This window comes from Sphingobium sp. TomMM15 (assembly GCF_055397045.1).
Window position 1 is genome coordinate 745960 of sequence record NZ_AP027315.1, and the last position, 25118, is coordinate 771077.

The 25118-nt window shown below is 60.2% G+C and carries 19 protein-coding genes; 8 read left to right on the top strand and 11 right to left on the bottom strand.

Annotated features, from left to right (window positions below):
* Positions 1-23: 23 nt before the first annotated feature.
* The 4 genes from ACZ51H_RS16170 to ACZ51H_RS16185 all read left to right on the top strand — a co-directional run bounded on the left by ACZ51H_RS16170 (position 24) and on the right by ACZ51H_RS16185 (position 3927).
* Positions 24-1007: a thiamine pyrophosphate-dependent dehydrogenase E1 component subunit alpha gene (locus ACZ51H_RS16170; protein ID WP_464803073.1), complete on the top strand. Its 984-nt coding sequence runs from the start codon at positions 24-26 to the stop codon at positions 1005-1007.
* A 79-nt stretch (positions 1008-1086) separates the two neighbouring features.
* Positions 1087-2052, top strand: coding sequence for an alpha-ketoacid dehydrogenase subunit beta (locus ACZ51H_RS16175; protein ID WP_464803470.1), 966 nt, complete (start codon positions 1087-1089; stop codon positions 2050-2052).
* Between the two features lie 23 nt (positions 2053-2075).
* Entirely contained in the window at positions 2076-2891 is an 816-nt protein-coding gene (locus tag ACZ51H_RS16180; protein ID WP_464803074.1) for an enoyl-CoA hydratase/isomerase family protein, read from the top strand.
* A gap of 34 nt (positions 2892-2925) precedes the next feature.
* Positions 2926-3927: a hypothetical protein gene (locus ACZ51H_RS16185; RefSeq protein WP_464803075.1), complete on the top strand. Its 1002-nt coding sequence runs from the start codon at positions 2926-2928 to the stop codon at positions 3925-3927.
* Between the two features lie 50 nt (positions 3928-3977).
* Here ACZ51H_RS16185 and ACZ51H_RS16190 read toward each other — a convergent pair whose 3' ends face one another.
* From ACZ51H_RS16190 to ACZ51H_RS16215, 6 genes are all read right to left on the bottom strand, one after another.
* A complete protein-coding gene (locus tag ACZ51H_RS16190) occupies positions 3978-4937 on the bottom strand; it encodes a hypothetical protein (RefSeq protein WP_464803076.1) in 960 nt (319 codons plus the stop codon).
* Between the two features lie 147 nt (positions 4938-5084).
* Positions 5085-7331 (bottom strand): TonB-dependent receptor, encoded by a 2247-nt coding sequence (locus ACZ51H_RS16195; protein WP_464803077.1) that lies wholly within the window; start codon positions 7329-7331, stop codon positions 5085-5087.
* 236 nt (positions 7332-7567) lie between these two features.
* On the bottom strand, positions 7568-9196 hold the full coding sequence (locus ACZ51H_RS16200) for an FAD-dependent oxidoreductase (protein ID WP_464803078.1): 1629 nt from the start codon (positions 9194-9196) through the stop codon (positions 7568-7570).
* Between the two features lie 67 nt (positions 9197-9263).
* Complete coding sequence (locus ACZ51H_RS16205) at positions 9264-10127, bottom strand: sugar phosphate isomerase/epimerase family protein (RefSeq protein ID WP_464772794.1); 864 nt, start codon at positions 10125-10127, stop codon at positions 9264-9266.
* 61 nt (positions 10128-10188) lie between these two features.
* Entirely contained in the window at positions 10189-11814 is a 1626-nt protein-coding gene (locus ACZ51H_RS16210) for an FAD-dependent oxidoreductase (RefSeq protein ID WP_464803079.1), read from the bottom strand.
* Between the two features lie 80 nt (positions 11815-11894).
* Positions 11895-13517 (bottom strand): GMC family oxidoreductase, encoded by a 1623-nt coding sequence (locus ACZ51H_RS16215; protein WP_464803080.1) that lies wholly within the window; start codon positions 13515-13517, stop codon positions 11895-11897.
* Positions 13518-13751: 234 nt separating this feature from the next.
* On the opposite strand from ACZ51H_RS16215, the gene ACZ51H_RS16220 reads away from it, so the two are divergent.
* The 4 genes from ACZ51H_RS16220 (at position 13752) to ACZ51H_RS16235 (ending at position 17567) form a co-directional block, all read left to right on the top strand.
* Complete coding sequence (locus ACZ51H_RS16220; RefSeq protein WP_464803081.1) at positions 13752-14501, top strand: SDR family NAD(P)-dependent oxidoreductase; 750 nt, start codon at positions 13752-13754, stop codon at positions 14499-14501.
* Between the two features lie 79 nt (positions 14502-14580).
* Positions 14581-16266 (top strand): FAD-binding protein, encoded by a 1686-nt coding sequence (locus ACZ51H_RS16225; RefSeq protein ID WP_464803082.1) that lies wholly within the window; start codon positions 14581-14583, stop codon positions 16264-16266.
* 132 nt (positions 16267-16398) lie between these two features.
* Positions 16399-16782, top strand: a complete 384-nt coding sequence (locus tag ACZ51H_RS16230; RefSeq protein WP_460988908.1) for a VOC family protein — start codon at positions 16399-16401, stop codon at positions 16780-16782.
* A gap of 122 nt (positions 16783-16904) precedes the next feature.
* Positions 16905-17567, top strand: a complete 663-nt coding sequence (locus ACZ51H_RS16235) for a TetR/AcrR family transcriptional regulator (RefSeq protein ID WP_464803083.1) — start codon at positions 16905-16907, stop codon at positions 17565-17567.
* A gap of 140 nt (positions 17568-17707) precedes the next feature.
* Here the strand turns inward: ACZ51H_RS16235 and ACZ51H_RS16240 are convergent, their stop codons facing one another.
* The 5 genes from ACZ51H_RS16240 to ACZ51H_RS16260 are packed head-to-tail and all read right to left on the bottom strand — an operon-like array spanning position 17708 to position 25111.
* The gene (locus ACZ51H_RS16240) at positions 17708-19162 is read right to left on the bottom strand and encodes an acyl-CoA reductase (protein WP_464803084.1); all 1455 of its coding nucleotides are present in this window, start codon (positions 19160-19162) and stop codon (positions 17708-17710) included.
* Between the two features lie 25 nt (positions 19163-19187).
* On the bottom strand, positions 19188-20618 hold the full coding sequence (locus tag ACZ51H_RS16245) for a long-chain-fatty-acid--protein ligase (protein WP_464803085.1): 1431 nt from the start codon (positions 20616-20618) through the stop codon (positions 19188-19190).
* Between the two features lie 52 nt (positions 20619-20670).
* Complete coding sequence (locus ACZ51H_RS16250; RefSeq protein ID WP_464803086.1) at positions 20671-22188, bottom strand: FAD-dependent oxidoreductase; 1518 nt, start codon at positions 22186-22188, stop codon at positions 20671-20673.
* On the bottom strand, positions 22185-22763 hold the full coding sequence (locus ACZ51H_RS16255; protein WP_464803087.1) for a VOC family protein: 579 nt from the start codon (positions 22761-22763) through the stop codon (positions 22185-22187). The genes ACZ51H_RS16250 and ACZ51H_RS16255 overlap by 4 nt, the downstream gene beginning before the upstream one ends.
* Positions 22763-25111, bottom strand: coding sequence for a TonB-dependent receptor (locus ACZ51H_RS16260; protein ID WP_464803088.1), 2349 nt, complete (start codon positions 25109-25111; stop codon positions 22763-22765). The genes ACZ51H_RS16255 and ACZ51H_RS16260 overlap by 1 nt, the downstream gene beginning before the upstream one ends.
* Positions 25112-25118 lie beyond the last annotated feature (7 nt).

Sequence of the window (25118 nt, forward strand, 5' to 3'; positions counted from 1 at the left end):
GAAAATCAGCTGGAGTGGATGACATGTCCAATTGGCCAAAACCAGACGCGGCAACGCTCCTGGAAATCTATCGCAAGGCAACGCTCATCAAGCAGAATGACGAACATGTCATCAAGCAGATGATGGCGGGCAAGCTGGTGATGCCCTATTACAGCCCACGCGGGCAGGAAATCATCCCCTCGGCGATTTCCGTCAGCCTGGATGATGACGATTATATCTGCACCATCTATCGCGGCATCCACGACATGCTCGCCAAGGGTTTTCCTCTGGATGAGCTATGGGCGGAACTTGCAGGCAAGGTAACCGGCACGTGCAAGGGCAAGGGTGGGCCGATGCACCTGACCTGCCCTGGAAAGGGCATGATGGTGACGACCGGCATCGTGGGATCGTCCATGCCGATCGCCACCGGCCTTGGCTGGGCAGCGAAGCTCGACGGCCGCAACCGGGTATCCGTTGCGAACTTTGGCGATGGGGCGACGAATATCGGCGCCTTCCATGAATCGATGAACATGGCCGCCGTGTGGAAGCTGCCCGTCATTTTCCTGTGCCAGAACAACCATTATGCCGAACATACGGCTCCCGAATATTCGCGGGCGATTGATCGCATTTCGGATCGTGCGGCGGCTTACGGCATGCCCGGTGTGACCGTGGACGGGAACGATCCGGATGAGATGTTCGGCGCTGCCAAGGTGGCGATCGAACGCGCCCGGGCAGGGGAGGGGCCGACACTGATCGAGGCCATGACCTTCCGCTTCAATGGCCATATCCTCGGTGAGGCAGGTCATTACATGGACAAGGCGATCTATGCCGAGGCGCAGACCAAGGACCCGATGCCCGTCCTTCGTACCCGGCTGCTATCCGAAGGCATCGCCACGGAAGCGGACCTAGCCGAAATCGAACGGGACGCGGACAGCCGGATCGTGGCCGCGATCGAAGCCGCCATGGCGGCAGACTTCCCCGACGTCGCCGAACTGAAGCGTGACGTGTTCGCTGAAGAAATCGCTTGAGGTAATGGCAATGACCGACACAATCACTGCATCCGCCGCGCAGGCTTCACCCGCGTCGCAGGACACCGAACCCAAGAAGATGACGATGGTGGAGGCCATCAACCTCGCCCTTCACGATGCCATGGAGGCCGATTCCAAGGTGATCGTCCTTGGCGAGGATGTGGCAGACCCGCAGGACGGCGGCGTCATGGGCGTGACCAAGGGTCTGTCCACCCGCTTCGGCGAAGAGCGCGTCAAGTCCACGCCCATATCCGAACAGGCGATCATCGGCGCGGCGATCGGCGCTGCCGTCGGCGGCTACAAGCCGGTGGCCGAGATCATGCTGATGAACTTCATCGCGGTCCCGATGGACATGATCTTCAACCATGCCGCCAAGCTGCGCTTCATGTCGGGCGGCCAGACCGGCGTGCCGATGGTCATCCGCACCATGACGGGCTCGGGCTTCTCCACGGGTGGCCAGCATAGTGACTATCTTGAGGCATGGTTCGCCCATACGGCAGGCATAAAGGTGGTCGCGCCTTCAACCCCGGATGATGCCTATGGCCTGATGCGGGCGGCGATCGATGATCTCGATCCCGTGCTCTTCATCGAGAATATGCCAAGCTACTGGACCCCCGCGCCGGTGACCAAGCAGCTGGTGCCGATCGGCAAGGCGCGCATCGCTCGCGAAGGCGCCAATGTGACGATCATCGCGCATTCGCTGATGGTGACGCTCAGCCTTGCCGTGGCGGACGCACTGGCAGCGGAAGGGATTTCGGTCGAGGTCATCGATCTTCGCACCATCTCGCCGTGGGATCGCGAAACCGTGCTTGCCTCCGTGCGCAAGACCGGCCGCGCGGTTGTCGTGCATGAGGCGGTGAAGCAGTTCGGCATCGGCGCCGAAATCGCGTCGGTCATCTCCGAGGAACTGTGGGGCACGCTTAAAGGCCCGGTCCAGCGGGTGGGCGCAGCCTATTGCGCCGTGCCATTTTCCAAGCCGCTGGAGCAGGCGTTCGCGCCCAGCGCCGATACGATCCAGGCTGCCGTTCGCAAAGCGCTGGCCTGATCAGCAGGGAAGGAATATCGGTCATGCTTCAATCGGCGCCGGACGAAAGCTATCTGGTCGATTTGGAAGATGGCGTCCTGCGTCTGTCATTCAACCGGCCGCAACAGGGCAACGCCATTCCCAAGGCGATGGTGCCGCTGCTGACTGAACTTTTCCGCGCGGCGCAGGCGGATCGAACCGTGCGCTGCATCCTGGTCCGGGGCGAGGGCAAGGTTTTTTCGGCAGGCGGCGACGTCGCGAGCTTTGCGGACTCGATCAAGCAGGAGGTGGGGGTGCGGCAGGCGGATTTCGCTCGCCGCCTTCCGTTGGCACGACACTTGGTGGAGGCCGTCGTCGCGTTCGATCGGCCAATCCTTGCATCGGTACGGGGAGCGGTCGCGGGCGCGGGACTGTTCTACCCCCTGATCGCCGACTATGCGATTGGCGACGAAAGCGCGACTTTCGTCTTCGCCCACCAGCGTGTCGGACTCAGTCCCGATGGCGGCGTGACAGCGGTGCTTCCGCAGGTGGTGGGAACGCGCATGGCCCGCATGCTGCTGCTGACGGGGGCAAAGGTCGATGCCGCTGAAGCGCACCGCTTGGGCATGCTCCACAAGATCGTTGAAGCAGAAGCGCTGGAAGGGGAAGCGATGAAGATCGCCCGCCGCCTCGCGCAGGCGCCGCAGCGCGCCGTCGTGGCCGCGAAAAAGCTGGTCAATGAAGCGGCCGCGCGCAGCCTTGCGCAGGTCCTTGATGCAGAAACAGACGGCATCGTCGCCTGCGTCGGCGACGCTGATTTCGAAGAGGGCGTGACAGCCTTTCTCGAAAAGCGCGCGCCGGTGTTTCCCTCCGTCCGCTAAAGGCGTGGGCGCTCCCCCTGCGTTGGAGAAGATCATGCACATCCCGCTGAAGGAAACGCCCTGGGAGGGCGCCTTTCCCGATATCGACAATTGGAGCGAGAATTTCTGTCTCGCCGGGTTCGATCCGCAATCGGGCGTGGGCCTCTGGTTCCACATCGGCCGCTGGCATCATGACCTAACCCTCTTTCGTGAGGTCGTCATCATCCGCTTGCCCGACAACACGGTCATTGCCCATCGAGCCATCGGCAATGCCCATGCCGCTGAGGATGGGCCGGGCGGACCTCATCTGGCGGTGCGGATCGTGGAGCCTGGACGCAAGCTGACTTACCGCTTCAACGGTGGCGTGATGCGTGTTCCCGCCGCGCAGATGCTCGACGGGCTGGTGGGAGACGGACGGCGTACGCCTGCTTCGTTTGACCTGACCTTCACATCGACGGCCGACATCTGGGATCTCCATAAGGTGGGCGCGTTGCAGGAATTTCTCCCTGCTGGCCACATCGAACAGCCCGGTCTTCTTTCCGGATCAATCCGCGTCGGCAGTGAGCAATTCTCTTTCAACGCGATGGCCAACCGGGATCACAGCCTTGGCGGGCGCGACAACCGCAATCTGCACAGCCATCAGTGGTTTCAGGGCTATTTTGAAAACGGCTTGTCCTTCCTGCTCTTCGATGCAGAGATCGATCAGGGCGAGCAGGTCGTGTTTTCAGAGGCAGTCATCTACGAGGATGGCAAGAGCTTCGAAGCGAAGATCGAACGGATCGAACGATGCAACCATGTGGATGACGACCAAAAGCTGATCCGGACGGTGCTGAGTTATGAGAACGGCACGCTGGTCATCGACACGGCTGGATTCCACGGCAGCTCCTACCTGTCGCTCGCTTCGCCCAACGACACATATGTCGGCGTCTATCCTACCGATCCGGGTCCGACGCGCGTGGTCGACGAGCAGTCCGTCAGCCTCCTCCTCAACGGGACGGTGAAAGGCTATGGCTGCTACGAACGGACGATCCCCGGCGCTCATATTCGGGAGGCTTAGAGGGACGCGCCATCCGGCATATATTTCCAGCCGGAGGGCGTGTCAGCGCTTCATACGTCCTTCAATGTGCCGATCTCGACATTGGCCAGACCTTCCTCGCCGGTCTCTTCACACCTCACCCGGCACATATTTTCGACATTATAATAGACCTTGGCACCGGGCTTCTGCGAATGCAGCGGCAGACGGGCGAAGGCGTTGCCGACATCAGCGGTCAGGGTGAATTTCTCGCCGCCAAGGGTCATGGTGTGGAATATGACCTTGTCCGGCATTCCTTCCGGCCCTTCGCCGACATTCTCGATTCTGAGTGTCTTGATGACCTCATTCCCCTCCGGCCGCGCGATATAGCCTTCCGCCGTCATATTCTCAGGACGAACGATGTTACGCACCGTGAAAAGGTGGAAGCCCATGGAAGGGAAGTTGAAGAATGACCAGTTGTGATCCATCACTATCTGGTCATTGCGCATGCCCCAGCTGTGGTCGCGATAGCCCGACCCATCCACGTCAACAGACACGCCCGCAAGCTCACCTGTCTTGAACGTCACCTTGCCGGTGGCATTCATGCACTGACCCTGATGGCGAAAGCCGGATCTATCGAGCGCGGTATTCTCTGAAATAGAGAACTGGTCAGGATTGACGTCCGCGCAGGCGAGGAAGTCGAACAGATGCATGCGCCGGGTAAACCGCAGCGATGCCGCAACATTTTCGTCCTCATATTCAACAAGAAACTCTTCCTGCGGCCTCAGGAAATGCACCGTCTGATTGCCGTAGCGCAGCAGCTTCTGATGTTCGAACGGTTGGGGCAGGGGAACCTCGCCGCTATGGCTGACCTTCACACCCTTATGCAGCACCGTGAAAGATGCAAAAGCCCGGTCAAAGGTCGGCTCTGCCGTACTATGCGCAAGGCAGCATAGGTCGCGATCGGGGTCCATGAAGACCCAGAAGTAATTTTCTTTCCAACGCAACCAGGCTCGGGCTGGAACTGTGTGTGGGTAATCTTCGTGCAGGAGCATAATCGCCTCCAAAAAAAAGCGGAAAAGGGCGCAAAGGCGCCCTGTCGACCATAGATATGGCGATACCGGCTATGTTCATGACCCGCGCCAGTTTAACCTGGCGCGGGTCATCCTTTTATTTTTCAGCAACCATGCAGGCGCCCGTGATCAGAGATCGAAGCGGACTTCGACCCCGTACGTCCGCGGATCACCAACGCCGCCCAGATCACCGGCGGGCGTATTGGTCTGCGGAATTTCGTTGTTGAAATATTTCTCGTTGGTGAGGTTCGCGCCCCATAGACGGAAGGTCAGCTTGTCATTGAATTCCGGCTTGAACGAGATGCTGCCGTTGAACAGGGTCAGCTTCGGTTCGGTTAAAATGTTGTCGGGGTCCCACTTCAGGTTGGAACGGTATGACATCTGACCGGCAAAGCTGAACTGACCGACAGAGGTTGGCAGATCATAGTTGAAGCCAGCGTTGATTTTCCATTTCGGGGTCTGGGAAAGCCTGTTCCCACCCACATCGCCCACCGCCAGGGCGACGCCCCAAGGCGGGGCGAAGATGGGAACGTTGATCGGCGCACTGTCAAAGCTGAGGAATTTCGCCCAGAGATACTGCCCCGCCAGGTCGAGCCTCAACCGCTCGGTCACCAGGAATGTCGTGTCGAATTCGAAACCTTTTGTCCGCGCCTTGTCCGCATTGGCAAAGGCGACGAAGGGTGTCGGCCCAGCTGGCGTGTCCACAAGCTGGACGAGCTGGACCTGCGGGTCCTTGATGTCGTTGCGGAACGCGGCAAAGTTAGCGCGCACCCTGCGATCGAACAGGGTCATCTTCAAACCCGCCTCGTAGGACGTCACCGTTTCCGGATTGGTCGGCGGGGCGGCCAGCGGAATAGTATTGAACGTACCCGACTTATAGCCGCGACTCCATGTCGCATACGCCATGATATCGTCGGTAAATTTGTGATCGACTGAAACTTTGTAGGTCCATTTGTCGAAGTTGGCGACCTGATGATAGTTTCCGGCTGGTATGTCAGCCCCAACTAGCGGTGTCAGCGAAACACGGCCGTTCCCTTCCACGCGATCTTTCGTGTAGCGCAGGCCAAGCGTGACATTCGTCTTGTCATCCACGACGGGGAAGGTCGCTTGTGCGAAGGGAGCCAGAGACTCGATCCTTTGCTGGCTACCAATATTCTGGCTGGCAAGACCGTTCAGAGTGAGGGCGTCACCATTGAGAGCGATATTCACGTCGGTGCGCGAATTCATGTAGAAAAGGCCCAATATCCAGCTGATCTTCGATGAAGGCAAAGACTTCAACTGAAGTTCCTGGGTAATCTGCCGGTCTCCGATCTTGATCGGAAATGCCAGCCAGTTCAATTCGGTATGATCGCCCTCATAATTCAGTAATTCCTTGGCTTTCCGGTAGGAAGTGATGCTGGTGAAATCCGCAAAGCCCAGTTCCTGGTCGATTTTGAGCGCACCACCCCAACCGCGCAGACGATGGAAAATCTCGGTATTCTCGTTGATATCGTAAAAGCCCGGCGGATCGAAATATTGGGTGCCCTCAAGTGGTGAGCCCAGCGGATAGCCACGGGTCGTTCCCGGATAGATACGGACCGAATTGCCCTGATTCTGCCGCTGATAGGTATAAAAGCCGCTCAGGCGGATCTTTGTCGTGTCGCTCGGTTCAAACACGACCTTCGATCGGATATTATAGAATTTGCGGCGGTACGTATCCTTGCCGGTGAACAGGTTTTTGCCCCATCCATCGCCCTGGTTCAAACCGCTGAAGGAGATTCCGGCGGCGACGCCTTCACCCAGCGGCGTCGCCGCATACAGCTTGCCGCTGATCGTATCGTAATTGGCATAGCCCAGCGTTGCCGAAAGATCGGTGGTGTCGCCGGGATCGCGCGTGAATACCTGCATCAGGCCGCCAGTTGAATTGCGGCCGAACAACGTGCCTTGCGGGCCTTTTAGAACTTCAACGCGCTCGATGTTCGCCAGTTCAAGATAGGCGCTCGCAAGACGTGAATAATAGACGTCGTCAATATATACAGGAACACTTGCCTCATTACCCGGTGTCGATGCACCGGGATTTCCGACGCCGCGCAGGAATGGCACAACAACGCCGGACATCTGTGAGACGAACAGTGAAGAGTCGGCCTGTTGGAGGTCCGACACGCGGAAAATGCCCTTTGTTTCCAGAGCTTCTCCCGTAAACGCCGTTACCGCGACGGGGACATCCTGCAAATTCTGACTACGGCGCTGAGCCGTGACGATGATCTCCTGAAGACCTATTGGCGAGGACGTCGACGCTGCGTCACCTTGTGGGGCTGCATCCGTCTGGGCAAGCAGGGGCACGGGGGCCACGCTCGCCAATAACAAACCAACGATCGAAAATGCCTTCTTCTTCATTGATCTTCCCCTCGACTAAATATTATAATTATAAGTTATTCGACCGAAATTGTGGCAAGGCGAATATTATGTTTTCTTTGTCTGGCCTTGTTATGAAGTAGTACCATTTCCGGCCGCTTCGCATTGGGTGCTAATTGCTGCACCTCTATCAGGCAGCGCATTCCAGCACCATCAACGACGGCTGTCAAGTAAGTAAACATGCGAACGATAAATATATGTATCTATTTTTGGGATGCCTATCTGCGGTTCGTCCTGACCGCAGCCTCTCGGCCAGCGATATGGCCGAAGACCAGTGCCGGGCCGATCGTTCCGCCCGCTCCGGGATAAGCCATGCCGGTAATGCTCGCGGCGGCATTGCCAGCCGCATAAAGGCCGGGGATATTACCTCCACGCAAATTCTGCACTTCCGCTCTTGCGCTGATTTTCGGGCCGCCCTTCGTTCCTAGAACCCCGGGATAGACCCGGCAGGCGTAAAAGGGCGCCTGATCCAGCGGCCCGACCGTTTGAAGCGCGCCTTCCAGCGACCAATCCCCATGGTAGCGATCATATTGGCTCTCGCCCCGATGAAAGGCGGGGTCGCTGCCCTCACGAGCCGATCTGTTGAACTGCTCGACCGTATGTTCCAGGCCCTCGGCATCCACGCCGATCTGCTCGGCAAGGGCGCGCAACGTCGCCGCCTGTATCATCCAGTTCGGCAAGGGATCGCCCGGATAGCGCGTGAGTACAGGATATTTGTCCAGATAAGCCTGATGGAAAATGATCCACGCCTCCCGATTGGGATAGTCGAACGTTTGAGGGTCGAACTGAAAGAAGGAACGGCCAAGGTCATTATAATTGCATGCTTCATTCACGAACCGCTGCCCCTTGCGGTTCACCATTATCGATCCGGGCTTTGTAAGTTCGGTTACCGCGAAACGGATTGCGGGATTGCCGTCATATTCTTCGCCCGGAATCTTCATGATAGGCATCCACCACGCCTCATCGGTGTTCGCCAGGGCAGCCCCGGCCTCCGCCGCCATCAACAGGCCATCGCCCTCATTGTCCGGCGGACTCGCCGCCCCCTCATGCGGGCCGCGCAGCAGGTCCTTCACCAGACCGGCATTCCATTCAAAGCCACCGCTGGCAATGATGACGCCCCGCCGGGCGCGCATCTCGAAGGGTTCGCCGTCCTTGCTGCCCGCAACGCCCGTGACCGCGCCTTCATGCATGACCAAGCTTTGCGCCCGCATGCCGAACAGGATGCGCACGCCTTTCTCAACCACGCTGGCGGTTAGCCCCGCCACAAGCGCGTTGCCGACGCCCACCAGCCCCTTTTCCAGCCGGTCCCCGATTATGGCAGGGTCGAAGATATCGACGCCGTCCTCAAGGTCGTTGCTCGACACCGGAATGGGAAAGGTCAGGCTGCTCCGTAATCTCGGCCGCAATTCCCCCAACCTGTTACCGGGAAACAACCCCGCCGACAGGGACCGTCCGAATGTCCCGCCGGGCAGCTCGGGATGATAATCGGGCCATTTGAGCGCCCTAAATCGAATGTCCGTCAGTGCTTCGATGAATTTGATGACGTCTGCACCCTGATCGACATAGGTTTCGATCATCTCGTCATCCATGCGGCCCAAGGACTGACGGCGCATGTAGGTGAGCGCCGCCTCGCGGCTGTCGCTGGTCCCGACTTCATGCATATGGTGGTTGCATGGAATCCAGGGGACGCCCCCCGACATCGCCGTGGTCCCGCCCAGTTTTTCCGAACGTTCCAGAATGACGACATCTGCTCCCGCGTGGCGCGCGCTCAGGGCAGCTGCTAGCCCCGCAGCGCCCGAGCCGATCACGATGACGTCGGTCTCTTCAATCCCATCCTGCTCGGGCACCCTGTCCTCCTGAAACTGTCATATGGTCCTTGCAGCAGCGCCCGTTTGAGGACACCGCCACGGCCGATCAGGCATTTTCCCGTGCCAGCGCGAACTGGCGCGCGACGGCGTCGAAGGATCGCTTCGCTGCTTCCTCCGGCTCAAGCGCGCGGAATTCGTGCGACAATATCTCGATCCCGTAGCAGCCGTCATATCCCGTCGCCGCGATGGCTCGCAAAAATGCTGGCACATCGAAGCTGCCTTCGCCCGGCAGCAGGCGATTGTCCGTCGAATCGTCGAAAAGACCGCCAACGACTTCGGCCGCCGCGTCGTCCAGCTCGACATGCTTGATATAGCTGGCGGGAAGGGCGGCCACCTCTTCATAGGGTATGCCCGGACGCGTCATGTGCCAGATGTCGATCAACAGCCCGCCATTATCGGTCCCGGCCATTTCGATAAGTTGCCGCCCCGACTTGAGGTCGCGGATATTCGCCAGGGGAAAGACCTCGATCGATACATGGGCGCCCACCTCCGCAGCCTGGTCGCAGAGCAGCCGGAAGTCGGCGGCCATGGTCTCCATCGACACGCCGCTATCGCTGATGTCTCCGACGATCTTGATATGCTTGGTCCCGATCTCGACGGCGGTATCCAGCCATAGGCGACGCATCTTGTCAGAAGCGGCCCGCGCTTCGCCCTGCGCGAACCAGTCCGTCAGGCACTCAATTTCCAGAAACTGGACACCGGCATCGTCCAGGATGCGGCGAATGCCCGCCGTGCCATGCAAGGCAACATTCGCGGCCAGATCATCGCCTGACAGGCCCATGCCGTAATAGCCCGCGGCAACGGCCGCCGCAGCGCGCCGTTCCAACGGAAAAGGGCTGGCGACCGGCGCGCCGGGATAAGCATCGCCCGCGATCGTGTAATAGGTCGCGACAATTTTCGGATCATTCATGATGAAATTCCTTCGTCAACATCGCGGGAAGGGGGAGGGCCGCTTCCGCTCAATAGGGTGTTCAGAAGCGGTTTGATCCGCGCGCGGCTTCACGGCCAGCAATGTGGCCAAAGGTCAGCGCGGGGCCGAGCGTGGCACCGCCGCCCGGATATGCCATGCCCATGATGCTCGCCATGGCGTTTCCCGCTGCGTAAAGGCCGGGGACGATGCCGCCCGAAAGGCTCATCACCTCGGCCCGCTCGTTGGTGCGTGGGCCGCCTTTCGTCCCGATCGTTCCGATCTTGGTTTCCACCGCATAATAGGGACCGCGTTCGATCGGCCCCAGCGTCTTCGCGGCGCCCTCTGCCTGAGCATCGCCCCAATATAGTTCATAGACGCTTTCACCGCGATGGAAGTCGGGATCGACGCCCTTGCGGGCATTATCGTTAAAGCGCGCTACCTCTGCCTCCAGCCCGGCGGGATCAACCCCGATCTTGCCCGCCAGTTCGGCCAGTGTGTCGGCGCTCACCATCCAGGATGGGACCGGATCGCCCGGATAGCGCGTCAGGAAGGGGAAGCGATCCATATAATCCTGGCTGACGATGTGCCAGGCGGGCAGGTTGGGATAGTCGAAGTTCACAGGGTCGAAGGCTTGGAATACGCGCCCGATGTCATTGTAGTTGCAGGCTTCGTTGACGAAGCGGCGACCTGTCCGGTTGACGATGATAGAGCCGGGGCCGCAGCGTTCGATGCCGGTCAGCCGGACGAGCGGCCGCCCGTCATATTCTTCGCCCGGTATCGTCACTGATGGCTGCCACCATGCTTCCGACATATTGCCAAGGGCGGCACCAGCCTGCATCGCCATCTTCAGCCCGTCGCCTTCGTTCCAGGGCGGGCTGTGCGGGCCGTGCATCGGGCCGCGCAGGAACTGCCGGGTCATGTCCTCGTTCCACTCATACCCGCCGCAGGCCAGGATCACCCCTTTCCTCGCGCCGATACGCATGGGCTTGCCGTCATTGTCCGCCTCTATGCCGACCACGACATCACCTTCCTGCACAAGCCGCAGGACGCGGACATTGCGCCTGATCCGGACGCCATGGTCCATGGCCCCCTTGAGCAGGCCCGCCATCAACGCGCCGCCCATGCCGACCATATCTTCATTAAGGCGCCCGCCGATAATCTCGGAATCCAGCACGTTGATGCCGTCCTCCACATCGGCGATGGAAATGGGGATAGGGAAATGCGCGCTGGCCCGCAGCGCGGGCCGCAATTCGCCAAGCTGCCCAGCGGGGAAAATCCCCGCAGTCACCGAACGGCCGATATTGCCGCCGGGAAATTCAGGATGATAGTCCGGCATCTGGAGCGCGCGGAAGCGAAGATCGGTCTCCTTTTCGAGGAACAGCAGCACCTGCGGCGCCGTGTCCACAAAGGTTTCGATCATGACGTCGTCCATCTTGCCGAGCGAAATGCGGCGAAGATAGGTGAGGGCCTGTTCGCGGGAATCGCTGCGCCCGATCTCCTGCATATGATGGTTGTTGGGGATCCACGGCACGCCGCCTGAAACCGCGCTCGTGCCGCCCAGCTTATCCGTGCGTTCCAGCAGCAGCACCTCTGCGCCAGCCGTCCGGGCGGCCAGCGCCGCAGAGCAACCGGCGGCGCCGGAGCCTACCACCAGAACGTCTGTTTCCTCATCCCATTGGGTCGTCATGATTATCTCTCCTGCATTCTATCCCTTGGCTGGCCGCGCACGCCCTTTGCGGGTCTTGCTCGCGGCTGCCTGCATCGCCTTCAGCGCGCGTCTTCGAGGATCAGCGATGACGCATGCCAGGCCATCGCCATTACCGGTGCATTGGTATTGCCAGAGGTCAGGTTGGGCATGATCGAACAGTCGATCACCCGCAGGCCGTCCACTCCGCGAACGCGCGTGCGTGGATCGACCACGGATTCATCATCGCTGCCCATCCGGCACGTTGCCACGGCATGGGTGCCGCAGCTCAGATGGCGGCGCACCGCCGTCAGTATCTGGTCATCGCTGTCATTACCGTTCAGCCCCGGCGCGATCTCGCGCGTCACGAAGGGAGCGATGGCGGGCTGCGTCATCAACTTGCGCACGAAACGCACCATCGCAACCGCCGTCTCGCAATCCTCCTGCGTCGTCAGCCAGTTGGGATGGATGCGCAAAGGATCGTCGGCATTGGGCGACGTAATGGTAAGACAACCCTCGCTGGTGGCCCGCAGCATCGCGGTGGCGATCATCATGCCGGGTGTCTTGTTGACCCCGTTGGTCGGAACCGCAACATCCGCCTCGCCCTGCGCCAGGGTGACGCCACCAACGAAGCACTGAATGTCCGGACGGGCTACGCTCGGACGGCTGCGGGCAAAGATGCCGACTTCCTGCGGGACCGTCGCCATCGGGCCGCCCTTGAACAGGAAATATTCGGCCAGGCTACGGGCCAGACCCAGGCCGCGATAGCGATGGTTCAGGCCCTTCTCGCCCTGCAAGTCGTAGTTGATGCCGTAGATGGGATGCTCCTGCATCCGTCGGCCTACGTCCGGGCTGTCCATAATGACATCGACGCCTGCGGCTTTCAAATCCTCGGCTGGTCCGATCCCCGAAAGCTGGAGCAGCTTGGGGGATGCGATCGCGCCTGCCGACACGATGACTTCGCCCCGGCACCGGAACTCCGTCTTGCGCCCGCCGATCCTGCACATGACGCCCTTCGCCCTGCGCTGTTCGATGATGATGCGATCCACCTGTACGCCCGTCCGGATCACCAGATTGGGCCGATGGCGTATCGGGTCCAGAAAAGCGACCGCCGCGCTCTGCCTGCGCCCGTTCTTGATATTATAATGATAATAGCCGACGCCTTCCCGGCTCCCGGCGTTGAAATCGTCGTTGCGTGGCAAGCCCATTTGCTTGCCCGCCTCGATCATCCGATCTGCAAGCGGATAATGGAACTTGGAGGTCGAGACATGCACAGGACCACCGACGCCATGCTCGTTGGATGCGCCAAGCTCATGATCTTCAATGGCGTTGAAGGACCGCAGCATGGTGTTCCAACCCCATCCCCTCGCGCCGCGCTCTTCCCACTGCTCGTAATCTTCAGGCTGGCCCCGGATATAGATCATGCCGTTAATGGCGGAAGATCCGCCCAGTCCTCTGCCCCGCAGCCAGATCTCGCTCGCGTCCAGTCCTTCTTCACGCGGCTGTTGGACAGGGAAATATTGCGCGAATGTCGGGTCGCCGACCAGCTTCGCCACGCCCTTTGGCATGCGAACGAACATGTGCTTGTTCTCGCCACCGGCCTCCAGAAGCAGCACCCGATTCGATGGATTTTCCGAAAGCTTGTTTGCAAGTACGCAACCGGCGCTGCCCGCGCCCACAATGATGAAGTCGAACTCCTCAGTCATGACCTCTCCAGAAATTAAATGACATTCGTCTTATATACGCTTCTATGACACGGCGGATTGGCGGACACAATGGCCTTTCCCCTCTCTGTCAGCCCGACCGCATATCAAGGACATATGCGGGCAGTATTGACAGTTTGTCAGACATTAGTCACGTAATGACACCGTAAGACGCCGTCTTGTGAAGACGGCTGGCCCGGCCTCAAGCGTCGGGCAATTGATTAGGAGAGGTGTGAGATGGCTGTATTGGACGGAAAGGTTGCGCTGGTGACCGGCGCCTCGGGAGGCATTGGTCGGCAGATCGCCGTTGCCCTGGCGCAAAGCGGCGCGCGGATCGTCGCGCACTATTCTTCTCGCCGCGAAGGCGCCGAACGGACGGCGGCCGAAGTGCGCGAAGCGGGCGGCGATGCGGTGATTGTGCAGGCGGACCTCAGCCATTCCGAAGGGGTCGGGCAGCTGTTCCAGCAGTTTGACGAACAGGCCGGAGGGCGACTTGATATTCTGGTCAATAATGCCGGCGCGGGACGAACCTCTTCCATCACCACGATCGATGAAGAAGAAATCGACAGCATGTATCGGGTCAACTTCAAGTCGCCGATATTGGTCACCCAACAGGCGTTGAAGCGGTTCAATGATGGTGGCGCGATCGTCAATATCTCGTCGATGAGCGGGCTGATGGCGCAGCCGCCCGGCTTCGCCTACGCCATGAGCAAGGCGGCGGTGAATTCGTTCACGGTTTCGATGGCTGTTGAGCTTGCGCCGCGCAATATTCGCGTCAATGCTGTGGCCCCTGGACCGGTCGATACCGACCTCATCAACGGCTATCGGGACAGTGAGGAGGCAATGCGCATGTTCAAAAACATGGCCGCGCTGGGCCGCATCGGCACCGCCGACGACATAGCGCAGATCGTTCTGTTCCTTGCATCCCCGGCATCCGGCTGGCTCACCGGACAGATTATTCAGGCGAGCGGCGGCATGAGGTTGTAATCGGACGCTTGCGGAAAAGCGGATTGTGCGGATCGATGATGAACTACGGCGCGGAAATATCTTCGAAGGAAATGACGGCGTGAGAGATGAAATGATTTCCCAAGATGGTCAGCCGGTGATTTCCATCGACAATGCGGACATGTTCCAATGGGACGATGCAGCCGACGTCGTCGTCGTTGGCTATGGCGGTGCGGGAATTTGTGCAGCGCTCGAGCTGGTGGAAAACGGCGCCAGCGTGATTGCCATAGACCGCTTCAATGGCGGCGGCGCAACGGCCTTCAGCGGCGGCGTCGTCTATGCGGCAGGGACCGACATTCAGCGGCAAAACGGCGTTGAGGACGATCCCGACAACATGCTGAAATATCTTCGGCTGGAGGTCGGTGATGTCGTTCAGCCGGAGACACTGAAACGCTTTTGCGATCAAAGCGCAGGCAATCTGCAATGGTTGCAGTCGCATGGCGTCGTGTTCGGGACCAAACTTTACACCGGAAAGACGACCTATCCGCCGGAAGGCTATTTCCTGCAATATTCCGGCAATGAGAAGGTGGAGGCCTATTGCCGCGACGCCCGGCCCGCACCGCGAGGGCACCGGACGCTGGGGCGCGGCTTTACCGGAAACAAGCTGTATCGCGCCTTGCGCGAGACCGCGGATCGGTCAGCCATTCGCAAGAAGCTGCATACGATCGTTCAGAGCCTCGTTGTCGATAGTGACGGGCGCGTCGTCGGCGTCGCTGCGCTGGAGCTTCCGGCCGCCAAACATGCCGAGCATCAGAAATATTATGACAAGTTCCCGCCTACCGCTCCGTTCAAGGAGAGCAAGGCCGAAGCCGCGAGCAAGGTTGCCCGCGTCATGGAGCGGGAGCATGGCCAGTTGCGCTATATCAGAGCGAAGACTGGCGTTATCCTTTCTACGGGCGGTTTCGTCTTCAACCTCGACATGCTCGGCCAACATGCGCCCATGCTGAGCAAGCATTACAAGACCATGATGCGCCTCGGCACTCTGGGTGACGATGGCACGGCCGTGCAGATGGGCACGGCGCTGGGCGCGGATACCGTGGGCATGGACGCGATGTTCGTCGGCCGGGTCCAATCTCCTCCGGCGGCGTTGCTGGATGGCATTCTCGTCAATCAGGCAGGGGAGCGGTTTGCCAACGAAGCCGTCTATGTCGGCACTCTGGGCCGAGCCATTGCCGATCAGCCGGAGGGCAAGGCGTGGCTGATCATGTCCACCAAAGACATTCGCAAGGCGATGCGCCAGGTGGCAACGGATGGCCTGGACGCATTCATGCGTTTTGGCGCGCCCGCCATGCTGAATCTTATGCTTGGCGGCACCAAGCGGGCAAGGGATCTGGACGTGCTTGCGGAAAAATGCGGCATCAATCCCAATCGTCTGCGCCAGACTGTACGGCGCTATGAAGACATGGTCCGCAACCGGCATGACGACGACTTTTCAAAGCTGAAGGATCATCTTAAGTCGCTCGGCAATGGTCCCTATGTCGCAATGAATGTGTCCCTCGCCAACCGTTACAGCTTCATCACCTTCCATACTTTGGGAGGGTTGGCGCTCGAAGAGGCGACAGGCGCTGTGCGGCGCGCCGATGGCAGCATCATAGCGGGCCTTTATGCTGCGGGGCGGGCCACCGGAAGCATACCATCGCGCACCTACATTAGCGGCCTTTCCCTCGCGGATTGCGTGTTCACAGGCCGCAGGGCTGCTCAGTCCTGCCTGCGAGAGGCGAAGCAGGACGCGCTCGCTCCCGCCTGAACGGCTGATTGACTAACATCTGTCAATCTACAGTCCATGCTGTTATTGACAGATGTCAGTTACTTCGAAATATAACCAGCTCCCATCTGCACATTCCCGCCCGCAAGGACGGCATTTTATGGAGAGAGTTTCATGTTTTCGCACATCGTGCTTGGCAGCAATGACATAGAAAAATCAAAGCGCTTCTATGACGCGACGCTTGGGGCGCTGGGCGGCGCACAGGCCTTCGTCGATGATAACGGACGGCTGATCTACATGCACAACGGCCTGTCGCTGCTGATCACCAAGCCCATTGACGGCCAGCCCGCAACGCATGCCAATGGCGGCACAATCGGTTTCGCCGTTCAGGGTCCTGAGCAAGCGGACGCGTGGCATGCGGCTGGGGTAGCCAATGGCGGCGTTTCCATTGAGGATGCCCCGGGCGTCCGTGAAGGGCCGATGGGGGCTCTATATCTTGCCTATCTGCGCGATCCGGACGGTAACAAGCTCTGCGCGCTGCACCAGCTTCCGCAGTAAGATCAATCGACCCATGAGCGAGGCGCAGCGCTGCCACCTTCGGTAGCGGTTGCGCCTCTCTTCCTTTCATGGGACAATGTCGGCGGGAGTGACTGCATCGATAAAGTGATGGAGAGGTACCCATGACGAACGCAGGCGACGCCCGCCCTGGCGCATGTTCCGCGCGTGGTCGGCCTACGGTCTCCGACAACCGCGAAGTGTCGAACGAACTGCTCCATGCAATGGAGCATGGCTTGCGGAACAAGAGTCATCTGGATCTGACGACGCGGGAAATCGCATCAGCCGCCGGCACCAATGCCGGCATGATCCACTATTATTATCACGGCAAGAACGGCCTGATCGACGCGGCGCTGGACAATCTGAGCAGCGACATCGCGCAGATACTCAATGATCTCAACAGCTTGTTCCTGACCGACTGCCAGGACGCCACGCGCAAGATTGTCAGTGCCTGGATGAAGGTGCTGGAAGTTCATCGGGGCACGGCCAGCGTGGTCCTGATCGAAAGTTTCCGCCCCTATTCGACCGTGTGGCATTCCTACCGGCAGAAGAAATCGCAGGGCAGCTTCATCCGGATGCAGGAATTGGTCCGGACATTGGTAAGTCAGGGATATTATCGGGCGGATACCGACCCGCAAGTTGCGGCCTTTTCCATCATCTCCATTGTCCTTTCACCGATGCTGGTGGGGCAGATCATGTCGGAGATCGGCCACCAGATCAGTCACATATTGGACAATTGGGAAGAAGAGGCCGTCCAGCTTATCGACGAGCGATACCGCCAAGTCTGATGCGGGGCGCCGTCTCGCCGGGTGCCAAAAAAAAGGAAGGGGAGCTTTGACCGGAGCCGCCCGATCGGGGAAGATCGTAATATTGAGCGGCCAATCGGAGAATCCATGATCCCGCTCCCCTTCAAAATGTGCCCGCCTCGTCAGGCGGCGCACATCATCCCGGCGCCTGCCTCCGCAACGGCTTCGTCAAATTGCTCGCGAACACCCCAGCGGGCGAGCCTGCGCATGATTTCCATGGCGTCATGCGGATAACCCAGCCCTTCATAAGCGATGCAGCCCAGTGGTGAGAGGCGCTGCGCCCCTCGCAACATGCATCGGTCGGCAATTTCCGCCTGCGCCGCATTGGGATAGATGCCGATCGTCTGGGTGTGGATGGTGACGGCGGCCACAGCTGCATCCAGGTCTGGCACGGGAATGATATTGATGACGCGCCCACCGATCCGGTCGCTGAATTCAACCGCCTCCGCCTGCTGCGATACGATAACGCCGCCCTCATTCGCCTTGACGCCGAACACGCGATAATCGTCGGAATAGCGGATACCCTCTATCTCGTCGCGCAGCACCGGGTCGAACGCGGGGTGGGGGGAGCTATAGGCGGCGGGCAGGGCCTGCAACGCTTCATGCACCAGTCGGCCGAAGCGGTTCAGCCGGTCGAGCGATGAATCATCACTGCCGCACACGACATAGGCCAGGCGGCTGTTGCCGCAGCCTTCCTGATTGAAATAGCCGAAATCCTTGGCCAACTGCTGGGCGACCCAGCCCATCTGCTCCTCTGATTCCAGCGCTTCCGCGCCTATGATCGAGGCGCTGACCTTGGGATCGAGCGCGATCAGGTCGAGGCCGGAGGTCAGATGCTGGCGGATGTGGTTCATCGACGCAGGGCCGCCCCACGCAACGATCTTGTCGATGTTGCGCGTGTCATACAGCTTCTTCTCAAAGCCGAGGTCCCCGCCCTTCCAATAGGCGACGGTCATGTGGCGGGTGATTGGGTGGTCGGGGTCCATCGCGATCATCGTCTTCGCGATGGCGACGGCGGTGAAAGGGTCGTTCGACGGGCTTTTGACGATATTGTCACACCGCAGCACGGCCCCGTTGATCACCGCGTGCAACGCCACATTGGGTGCGTTGCCTGCGTTCAGGTGAACGATGCGCGATCCAAAGGCGCGCACCATCGCGTCGCGATCGTGCAGTGGTCTCGCCTTCCAGCCTTCCAGATAGTCGCGGCCGATATTCTGATCGACGGCTTCCTCGACGATGGTCCGGCGCAGATTGGCGGCAAAGGAGACATAGGCGGTGCGCAATATGTCGGGCGACTGGCCCGACGACTGCATGTTCATTTCCAGCGCCAATCGAATGTCGGGATTCGTGTCCGGGTGCAGCCTGCGGCCCAATTCCTCCAGGAAGTCGAGAATATTGTCCAGGCTGACGGAATAATAATCCTGAAGGTCGGCGCCATTGCGCAGGACGATCTGGTCCAGATATTTGTTCACGTCGGGGGTCAGGAACGCGATTTCGCCCCGGCGTCCTTCAAAGCGGACCAGGTCATCTTCTATGATGCGGCCCCGGATGATGAGCGGGATAGTATATTCTTTCATCTTCGATACTCCGAGACAGATTGGGTCAGGACGCCTTGGCCAGGAAATCTTCCAGGCTCTGGAAGGCCTGCGGCGTGCGGGCGCACACGATCTTGTCGTCGCCGCCATTCAGTTCCGAAATGCGGTTGATGTCATTGTCCATGAACGGACCCTTGCGCCCGCATGCGCATCCGCCGTCGAAATGGACCGTCACCTGATCGCCCGTGATGACCCCGGCCCAGAAGGTGGTGGGCATGGGATCGAACACGACCATGCGTCCGGTCTGCGTGCCGGTGCGCGGTAGCGATTGACCGGTTGCCGGGTCCATCAGGTGCGTGATGCCCCAGGGCAGGGGATGCAGCTTGTCATGGGGGCAACAGACCGCCGTCGAGCTGGATTCGGTCATGCCATAGACTTCCTTGACGCGCCCCGGCACATGATGCGGGAACCGCTCGGCGACGACATCGCGCCACCCTTCGGGGAAGTTGAACCCTTTGCTCCCGCCGCCGGTCATGATCATGGAATCGGGATGCCATTCGACGAAGATGTCCATCTTCCGGCACGCCTCGGCCATGAGGTAGAGGTTCATGAGAGCCCCGTAAAACATGACCTTCTGGCCTTTCAGGCCAACCACGGCATGTTCGATGAAGCGGGTCCATCGTTCATCCGCATTGGACGCACGGGTTGCGAGCGCACTGGCGATTGCCTGCTCGGCCGGACTCAGCTCCAATTCCTCGCCCAGCGCCTGTGCCCGTTGCAGCCGTCCGTTCAGCCACATCTCGTCAGCGGTCAGCGTGCCATCATCCAGCGTGATGAACATGTCCTCACGGCCGTCGTAGCAATTTTCCTTCAGAACACGCATGATGAGCGGAATGTTGTGACGGCCGTAACGCGAAGGCCACGGACAGACGAAAACATATTCGCCGCTCTTTGCGTAAATACCCGGTTCGTCGCGATATGGCTCGACGATATAGGTGTTCTTGTCAACGAACAGGGTTTCTTCGACGGTACTGAGGGGGAAGAGCGAAATCTTGCCGCTCGTCCCCGATGAGGTAACCGGCCGCAGCGGCGTCGAACGCTCGACTTCCAGCAACCATTGTTCGATCGACTCGCAATGTTCGGCATGCACCCCCGACAGGTCGTGCGTGGTAAGCGCCTGAAGCCAGCGGGTCAGCTTGTCGAAGCGCGCTTTCTGCACGTCCAGCGCGGAATAGGATTTGAACATGGTGTGCGGCATCGCCAGACGCGTCAGGTCATCGAACCCGCTGATTTCCTCTAGCCCAACTTCCTCGGCCAGACGCTGGAGCGCGCGCAATTTGGGCTTCAAATCGCGGAATCGCCGCTGGAACAGGGCGAGCTGAATCTTTTCGACTTCGGCATAATCCAGGTCGAACAGTTCCTCCTGGCTAAGCTCCAGGAAGCGCCAGGGATCTTCTTCCAATCTTTCGTAGAGATTGGCCGTGGGGGTGGATGTCATGAAATGCTCCTGAAATGTTAGATTTGGGGGGCGGCCGATCACGCGCGCGTGATCAGGCGACATCTGCCGGTAATTCGGGGCGCTTCGATCCGGGATCGAGAGCGTGGCGAGCCGGTTCGGCGGCGGCGGCCTTGCCTGCCCTGCGCCCGAAGAAGGTCGCGCCGCCGATCAACAGACCGCTCGCATAGCCCCAGCCTTCCACCGACAGATTGGGGGCCACCTGACCAACCGCGTAAAGGCCGGGAACGGGCGTGCCATCGGTTTTCAGCGCGCGGCCATCGACGTCAGTATCAACGCCGCCCAGGCTGATGCAGCAGAAATAGGCCGAACCTACCGAACAATCGATCGCGGCATAGGGTATCTCCGAAATCGGGGCGAGCCATTTGGGGTTCTTCCGGAATTCCTCGTCATAGCCCGTCGCGGCATAGCGATTATAATTGCCGATCGTCTCCACCAGCGACCCTTCGGGCATGCCAAGGTCGGCTTCCATTTCCGGTATATTGTCCCAGGCATCGACGACCTCATGCTTGCGCTCGGATCGGATGTCGCCAAGCTCCGGCCTGCCGAAATTGACATTGTCGCAGATCAGGTAAGCCTTGCCCTCGGGCTGGTTCAAAATCGCATCCGTGGACCATGCATGATAGACGTCCTCCGCCACGAAACGGCGGCCCGCGCTGTTCACCAATATGCCTTTGACCAGGCTGGCAGGCGGATAGAAGGGCGATGTGATCATGCTCTGATCCAGCCCGACGGTCGCCGCGTCCATGCTCTGGCCCAGCGCTATGCCCGATCCGTCAGCAGTCGGCACGCCCAGAGGCGCGATGCCCTCCCGTCCAGCTTTCGATCCATGGGCAAGGCCGAGTTCCCGGTCCCACTCGCAACCGCCGGTCGCCAGCACGACGCCCTTGCGCGCCGCCACCGCCATGTTGCGGCCTTCCTGCCGATATTGGACGCCAACGACCGCGCCTTCCTCGTCCCGGACCAGCGCGTTGACCGCTGCATCGTAGACGACGCGCACCTTGAGTTCATGCAGGCGCTGGAGCAACCGGTCGAACAGCAGATGCCCGACAAATCCGCCGCCCGGCTTGTGACCGCGCGGGAAAGGCTCCGCCGCTTCAGACAGAGGCCAGCAGGCTTCGCTTCCGGTCCACACCAGCGTTTCATCGCTATGGGGGTGGAAATGCTTGCCGTCGAAATAGCGTTCGTTGAACGTGACGCCCAGCGACATCAGCCAGTCATAATGGCCGACGCTACCCTCGCAATAGGCCTCGATCTTGTCCACGGCCGCCTTCGGCTGCGTGGCCTTTAAAAACCGGGCCATATTCTCCGGCGTGTCGGCAAAGCCATTGGCCTTTTGCGGAGGCGTGCCGCCGCCCAGATAGATGAACCCACCGGACATGGCGGTGGAGCCTCCCCCGCCAGAGGTCCTTTCAATGACCAAAACCTCTGCGCCCGCTTCGGCCGCTGCAATCGCGGCGGAAGCGCCAGCCCCTCCCAGCCCCGCGATTACGACATCCGCCGTCGTCGCGAACGTAACTTCGTCCAGCGTCTTGGCTGCCTCTGTCTTCACTGTGATCCTCCCACTTGTGCGGCCGGGCCGTCTTTAAGTTCCAGCATGCGGACGGGATCGGTCCCGTCCCAATCTTGCGCGGCTTGCGCCACGTCGCGGAACAGGTTGATCAACACCGGCTCTGCGGGCACCAGTTCCAGCATGCAGCCCAGTTCATTGCGGGTGTCGGCATAGGCGACCTGCGCCCCGCCGACCGACCGGAACTCGCTCGCCATCTCTATGCCTCGCGCTTTCAGACGCCCGATTTCTTCGCCGACATTGTGAACTATCCGGCACATATGATGAAAACCGGTCTGGCCTTCGGGAACCATGTCGCGATAGGCGGACGGCCCCTTGCTCGTCTGCTGGATCAGTTCGATCTGAACCGGCCCCGCCTGCGCCAGCGCCGCCCTGAAAGCGAGCGGCTCGGGCCGCCCGCGATACAATGCGTCAGGATAGTCGGAGTCGCGCCGGAAAAACGGCCCGACCCCCATGGACAGCCACCGCTCCATCGCATCGTCCAGGTCCGCCACGACCCAGCAATTCTGCAACAGCGCCATCCTGTCATTGCGCGGGATGAGATCCTCCAACCCCATCAGAAGTCTGCCGCCAGAGACACGCCCCAGGTCCGGCCGACCGACGGGATCGCAAAGTCGATGAACGACCCGATCGTGTTGCTGGACGTGAATCCGTCATAAGTGGTGTTGTTCGTCACATTCTTGACGAAGCCAGTCAGCGTCATGTTCAGCTTGTCATGCACCGGGAACTGGTAACGCATGGCCAGGTCGACCTTGGTCACCGGGGGAATCGACCCGCGTGGATCATTGAGAACGCTCGTTTCGTAACGCGACGTATGATAGACGGCGGCATTAAGTCCCGCTCGGCCTGCCCCCAGATCGAAAGCATAGTCGGAGATCAGGCCCGCGGTCCATTTAGGCGTACGGCGCAGCTTCAGGTCCGAGAGGTCCGCAAGGCCCTGACCCGCGAGATTCCCGACGAAACTCAGATATTTCGCGTCCAGATAGCCCGCCGATCCGGTGATCGTCCATCCGGCGACAGGGACCACTGCCAGCTCGGCCTCCACGCCCTTGTATCGGGCCTTGGCTGCATTCACCGTTGCCGTAACAATGCCGCCGCCCGGTGCGACCGTCAGGACATCTTCCTGCTTGTCCTTCAGCGTGTTGTGGAATGCCGCGACGTTCAGGCGAACCCGATGGTTGAACCATTCGCTCTTGAAGCCGACTTCATAGGCATCCATGATTTCAGGACGATAGGGAATGACGGCGTTGACGATGCTTCCCGCGCGGCCGTTGAACCCGCCCGCATTATAGCCCCGGCTCCAGTTGGCGTAGACCAGCAGGTCGGGCTGGATCTTATATTGCAACCCGATGCGCGGCGTCAGCTCGTCGAACTTGACCGAGGCGCTCACCGGCCCTTGCTGCGGGCCAAGCACGAACTGATCGCGGATCGGCTGTTGTAGCCTTCCCCACAGCGTGAAGTTCGTCTGCTTGCGATCCCATGTCTGCCGCGCACCCGCCGTCAGACGCAGCTTGTCCGTAATGTCCCAGTCACCCTGAAAGAAGACCGCGAAGGAACGGCTTTTCTGCCGGATGCGATAGGCGTTGAGCGAGTTGAAGTAGGCCGTGCCCGGCGCGGTAGTCGCCGACAGTCCGGCAAAATCGACCGACGGGAACTGCCGCGCGGTGAACGCATATTCGATGAAGAATGCACCAGCCACGAAGTTGATCGGGCCGTCGAACTGCGTTTCCGCACGCAACTCCTGCGAAAACTGCCAGGAGCTTTCCCGCTTGTCGTTACGCTGTATCGCAAAACGGGTCGCGTCGAAGTCGCCGAGCTGGTCTTCTTCGTCCTCACGATAGCCCGACAGGCTCACCAACTTTACGCCATCGAGTTCGTGCGCGACTTCCAGCGTCACTGCATTAAGATTGTAATAGGCCGGAAACTGCGTCGTCTCGACATCATTACGCTTTTTGCTGAGCGGCCTGCAAACGATCGAGGTCGCAGGATTAAGACATTGTATATTCTGCCCGGTGACATAAGTCGGATATCCCAGCGTGCCCAGACCATTGGCCGTCAGCAGCTTGGGGCCGGTCAGCGGAATAAGGTCGGGGGTCAGGACCGGCACATAGGGCGGCACTTCGCTATCATCCTCCATCCGCTCCAGCGAAAGGTAGATGCTGGTTCGGTCTGAAGGGGTAGCGACCAGCGACAGCATATAATCCCGCATATCGCGTTTGCCTTCGCGATCGCCGGTGATGCTGTTGCGGAACTCGCCATTATGCTTCTTGATCGCGATCGCGCCCTTGACCGCCAACAGGCCGGGGATGATCGGCGCCATCACGACACCTTCAAAGTCCGTTCGTCCGAAACTGCCCACCGTCGCGCGCAGCCTGCCGCTTGTGGGAGCGTCGGGATCGGGACGGGAGCGGATGACGTTCACCGTTCCGCCCGTCGTGTTGCGACCAAACAGCAGGCCCTGCGGACCACGCAAAATCTCCAGTCGTTCGATGTCGAACGCGTCGAGCAGCGTACCGCGTTGAAATGCCAGCGGAATGCCGTCGATGGTGAAACCGATGCCGGATTCGACGGCGCGGTTCGGATCTTGAAGCGAGATGCCGCGCAAGCTGATCTGCGGCGTGTTGAGCGCAGCGCCGGAGCGCGAGATCGTCATGCCCGGCACCATGCCGCGCAGCCCGGTCAACGCATCCAGGTTGGACGCGCGCATAGCCTCGCCGGTGAAAGCCGTCACGGCAACGGGGACATCCTGCAACGGCACGGCCCGTTTCTGGGCGGTGACGATGATGTCCGCCAGCTCAGCCGACGAGGACTGTTTCGAGTCCGCCGAAGCTTGCGCCAAGGCGCTACCGGGTGCCATCACGCCCAAACTGAGCGCCAATAGCGAAGTTCCTGTAAAGGTCCGCATGTTATCC

Coding starts and splice junctions, on each gene's coding strand:
- ACZ51H_RS16170 (WP_464803073.1), top strand. CDS start 24: ATGTCCAATTGGCCAAAACCAGACGCGGCAACGCTCCTGGAAATCTAT.
- ACZ51H_RS16175 (WP_464803470.1), top strand. CDS start 1,087: ATGACGATGGTGGAGGCCATCAACCTCGCCCTTCACGATGCCATGGAG.
- ACZ51H_RS16180 (WP_464803074.1), top strand. CDS start 2,076: ATGCTTCAATCGGCGCCGGACGAAAGCTATCTGGTCGATTTGGAAGAT.
- ACZ51H_RS16185 (WP_464803075.1), top strand. CDS start 2,926: ATGCACATCCCGCTGAAGGAAACGCCCTGGGAGGGCGCCTTTCCCGAT.
- ACZ51H_RS16190 (WP_464803076.1), bottom strand. CDS start 4,937: ATGCTCCTGCACGAAGATTACCCACACACAGTTCCAGCCCGAGCCTGG.
- ACZ51H_RS16195 (WP_464803077.1), bottom strand. CDS start 7,331: ATGAAGAAGAAGGCATTTTCGATCGTTGGTTTGTTATTGGCGAGCGTG.
- ACZ51H_RS16205 (WP_464772794.1), bottom strand. CDS start 10,127: ATGAATGATCCGAAAATTGTCGCGACCTATTACACGATCGCGGGCGAT.
- ACZ51H_RS16210 (WP_464803079.1), bottom strand. CDS start 11,814: ATGACGACCCAATGGGATGAGGAAACAGACGTTCTGGTGGTAGGCTCC.
- ACZ51H_RS16215 (WP_464803080.1), bottom strand. CDS start 13,517: ATGACTGAGGAGTTCGACTTCATCATTGTGGGCGCGGGCAGCGCCGGT.
- ACZ51H_RS16220 (WP_464803081.1), top strand. CDS start 13,752: ATGGCTGTATTGGACGGAAAGGTTGCGCTGGTGACCGGCGCCTCGGGA.
- ACZ51H_RS16230 (WP_460988908.1), top strand. CDS start 16,399: ATGTTTTCGCACATCGTGCTTGGCAGCAATGACATAGAAAAATCAAAG.
- ACZ51H_RS16235 (WP_464803083.1), top strand. CDS start 16,905: ATGACGAACGCAGGCGACGCCCGCCCTGGCGCATGTTCCGCGCGTGGT.
- ACZ51H_RS16240 (WP_464803084.1), bottom strand. CDS start 19,162: ATGAAAGAATATACTATCCCGCTCATCATCCGGGGCCGCATCATAGAA.
- ACZ51H_RS16245 (WP_464803085.1), bottom strand. CDS start 20,618: ATGACATCCACCCCCACGGCCAATCTCTACGAAAGATTGGAAGAAGAT.
- ACZ51H_RS16255 (WP_464803087.1), bottom strand. CDS start 22,763: ATGGGGTTGGAGGATCTCATCCCGCGCAATGACAGGATGGCGCTGTTG.
- ACZ51H_RS16260 (WP_464803088.1), bottom strand. CDS start 25,111: ATGCGGACCTTTACAGGAACTTCGCTATTGGCGCTCAGTTTGGGCGTG.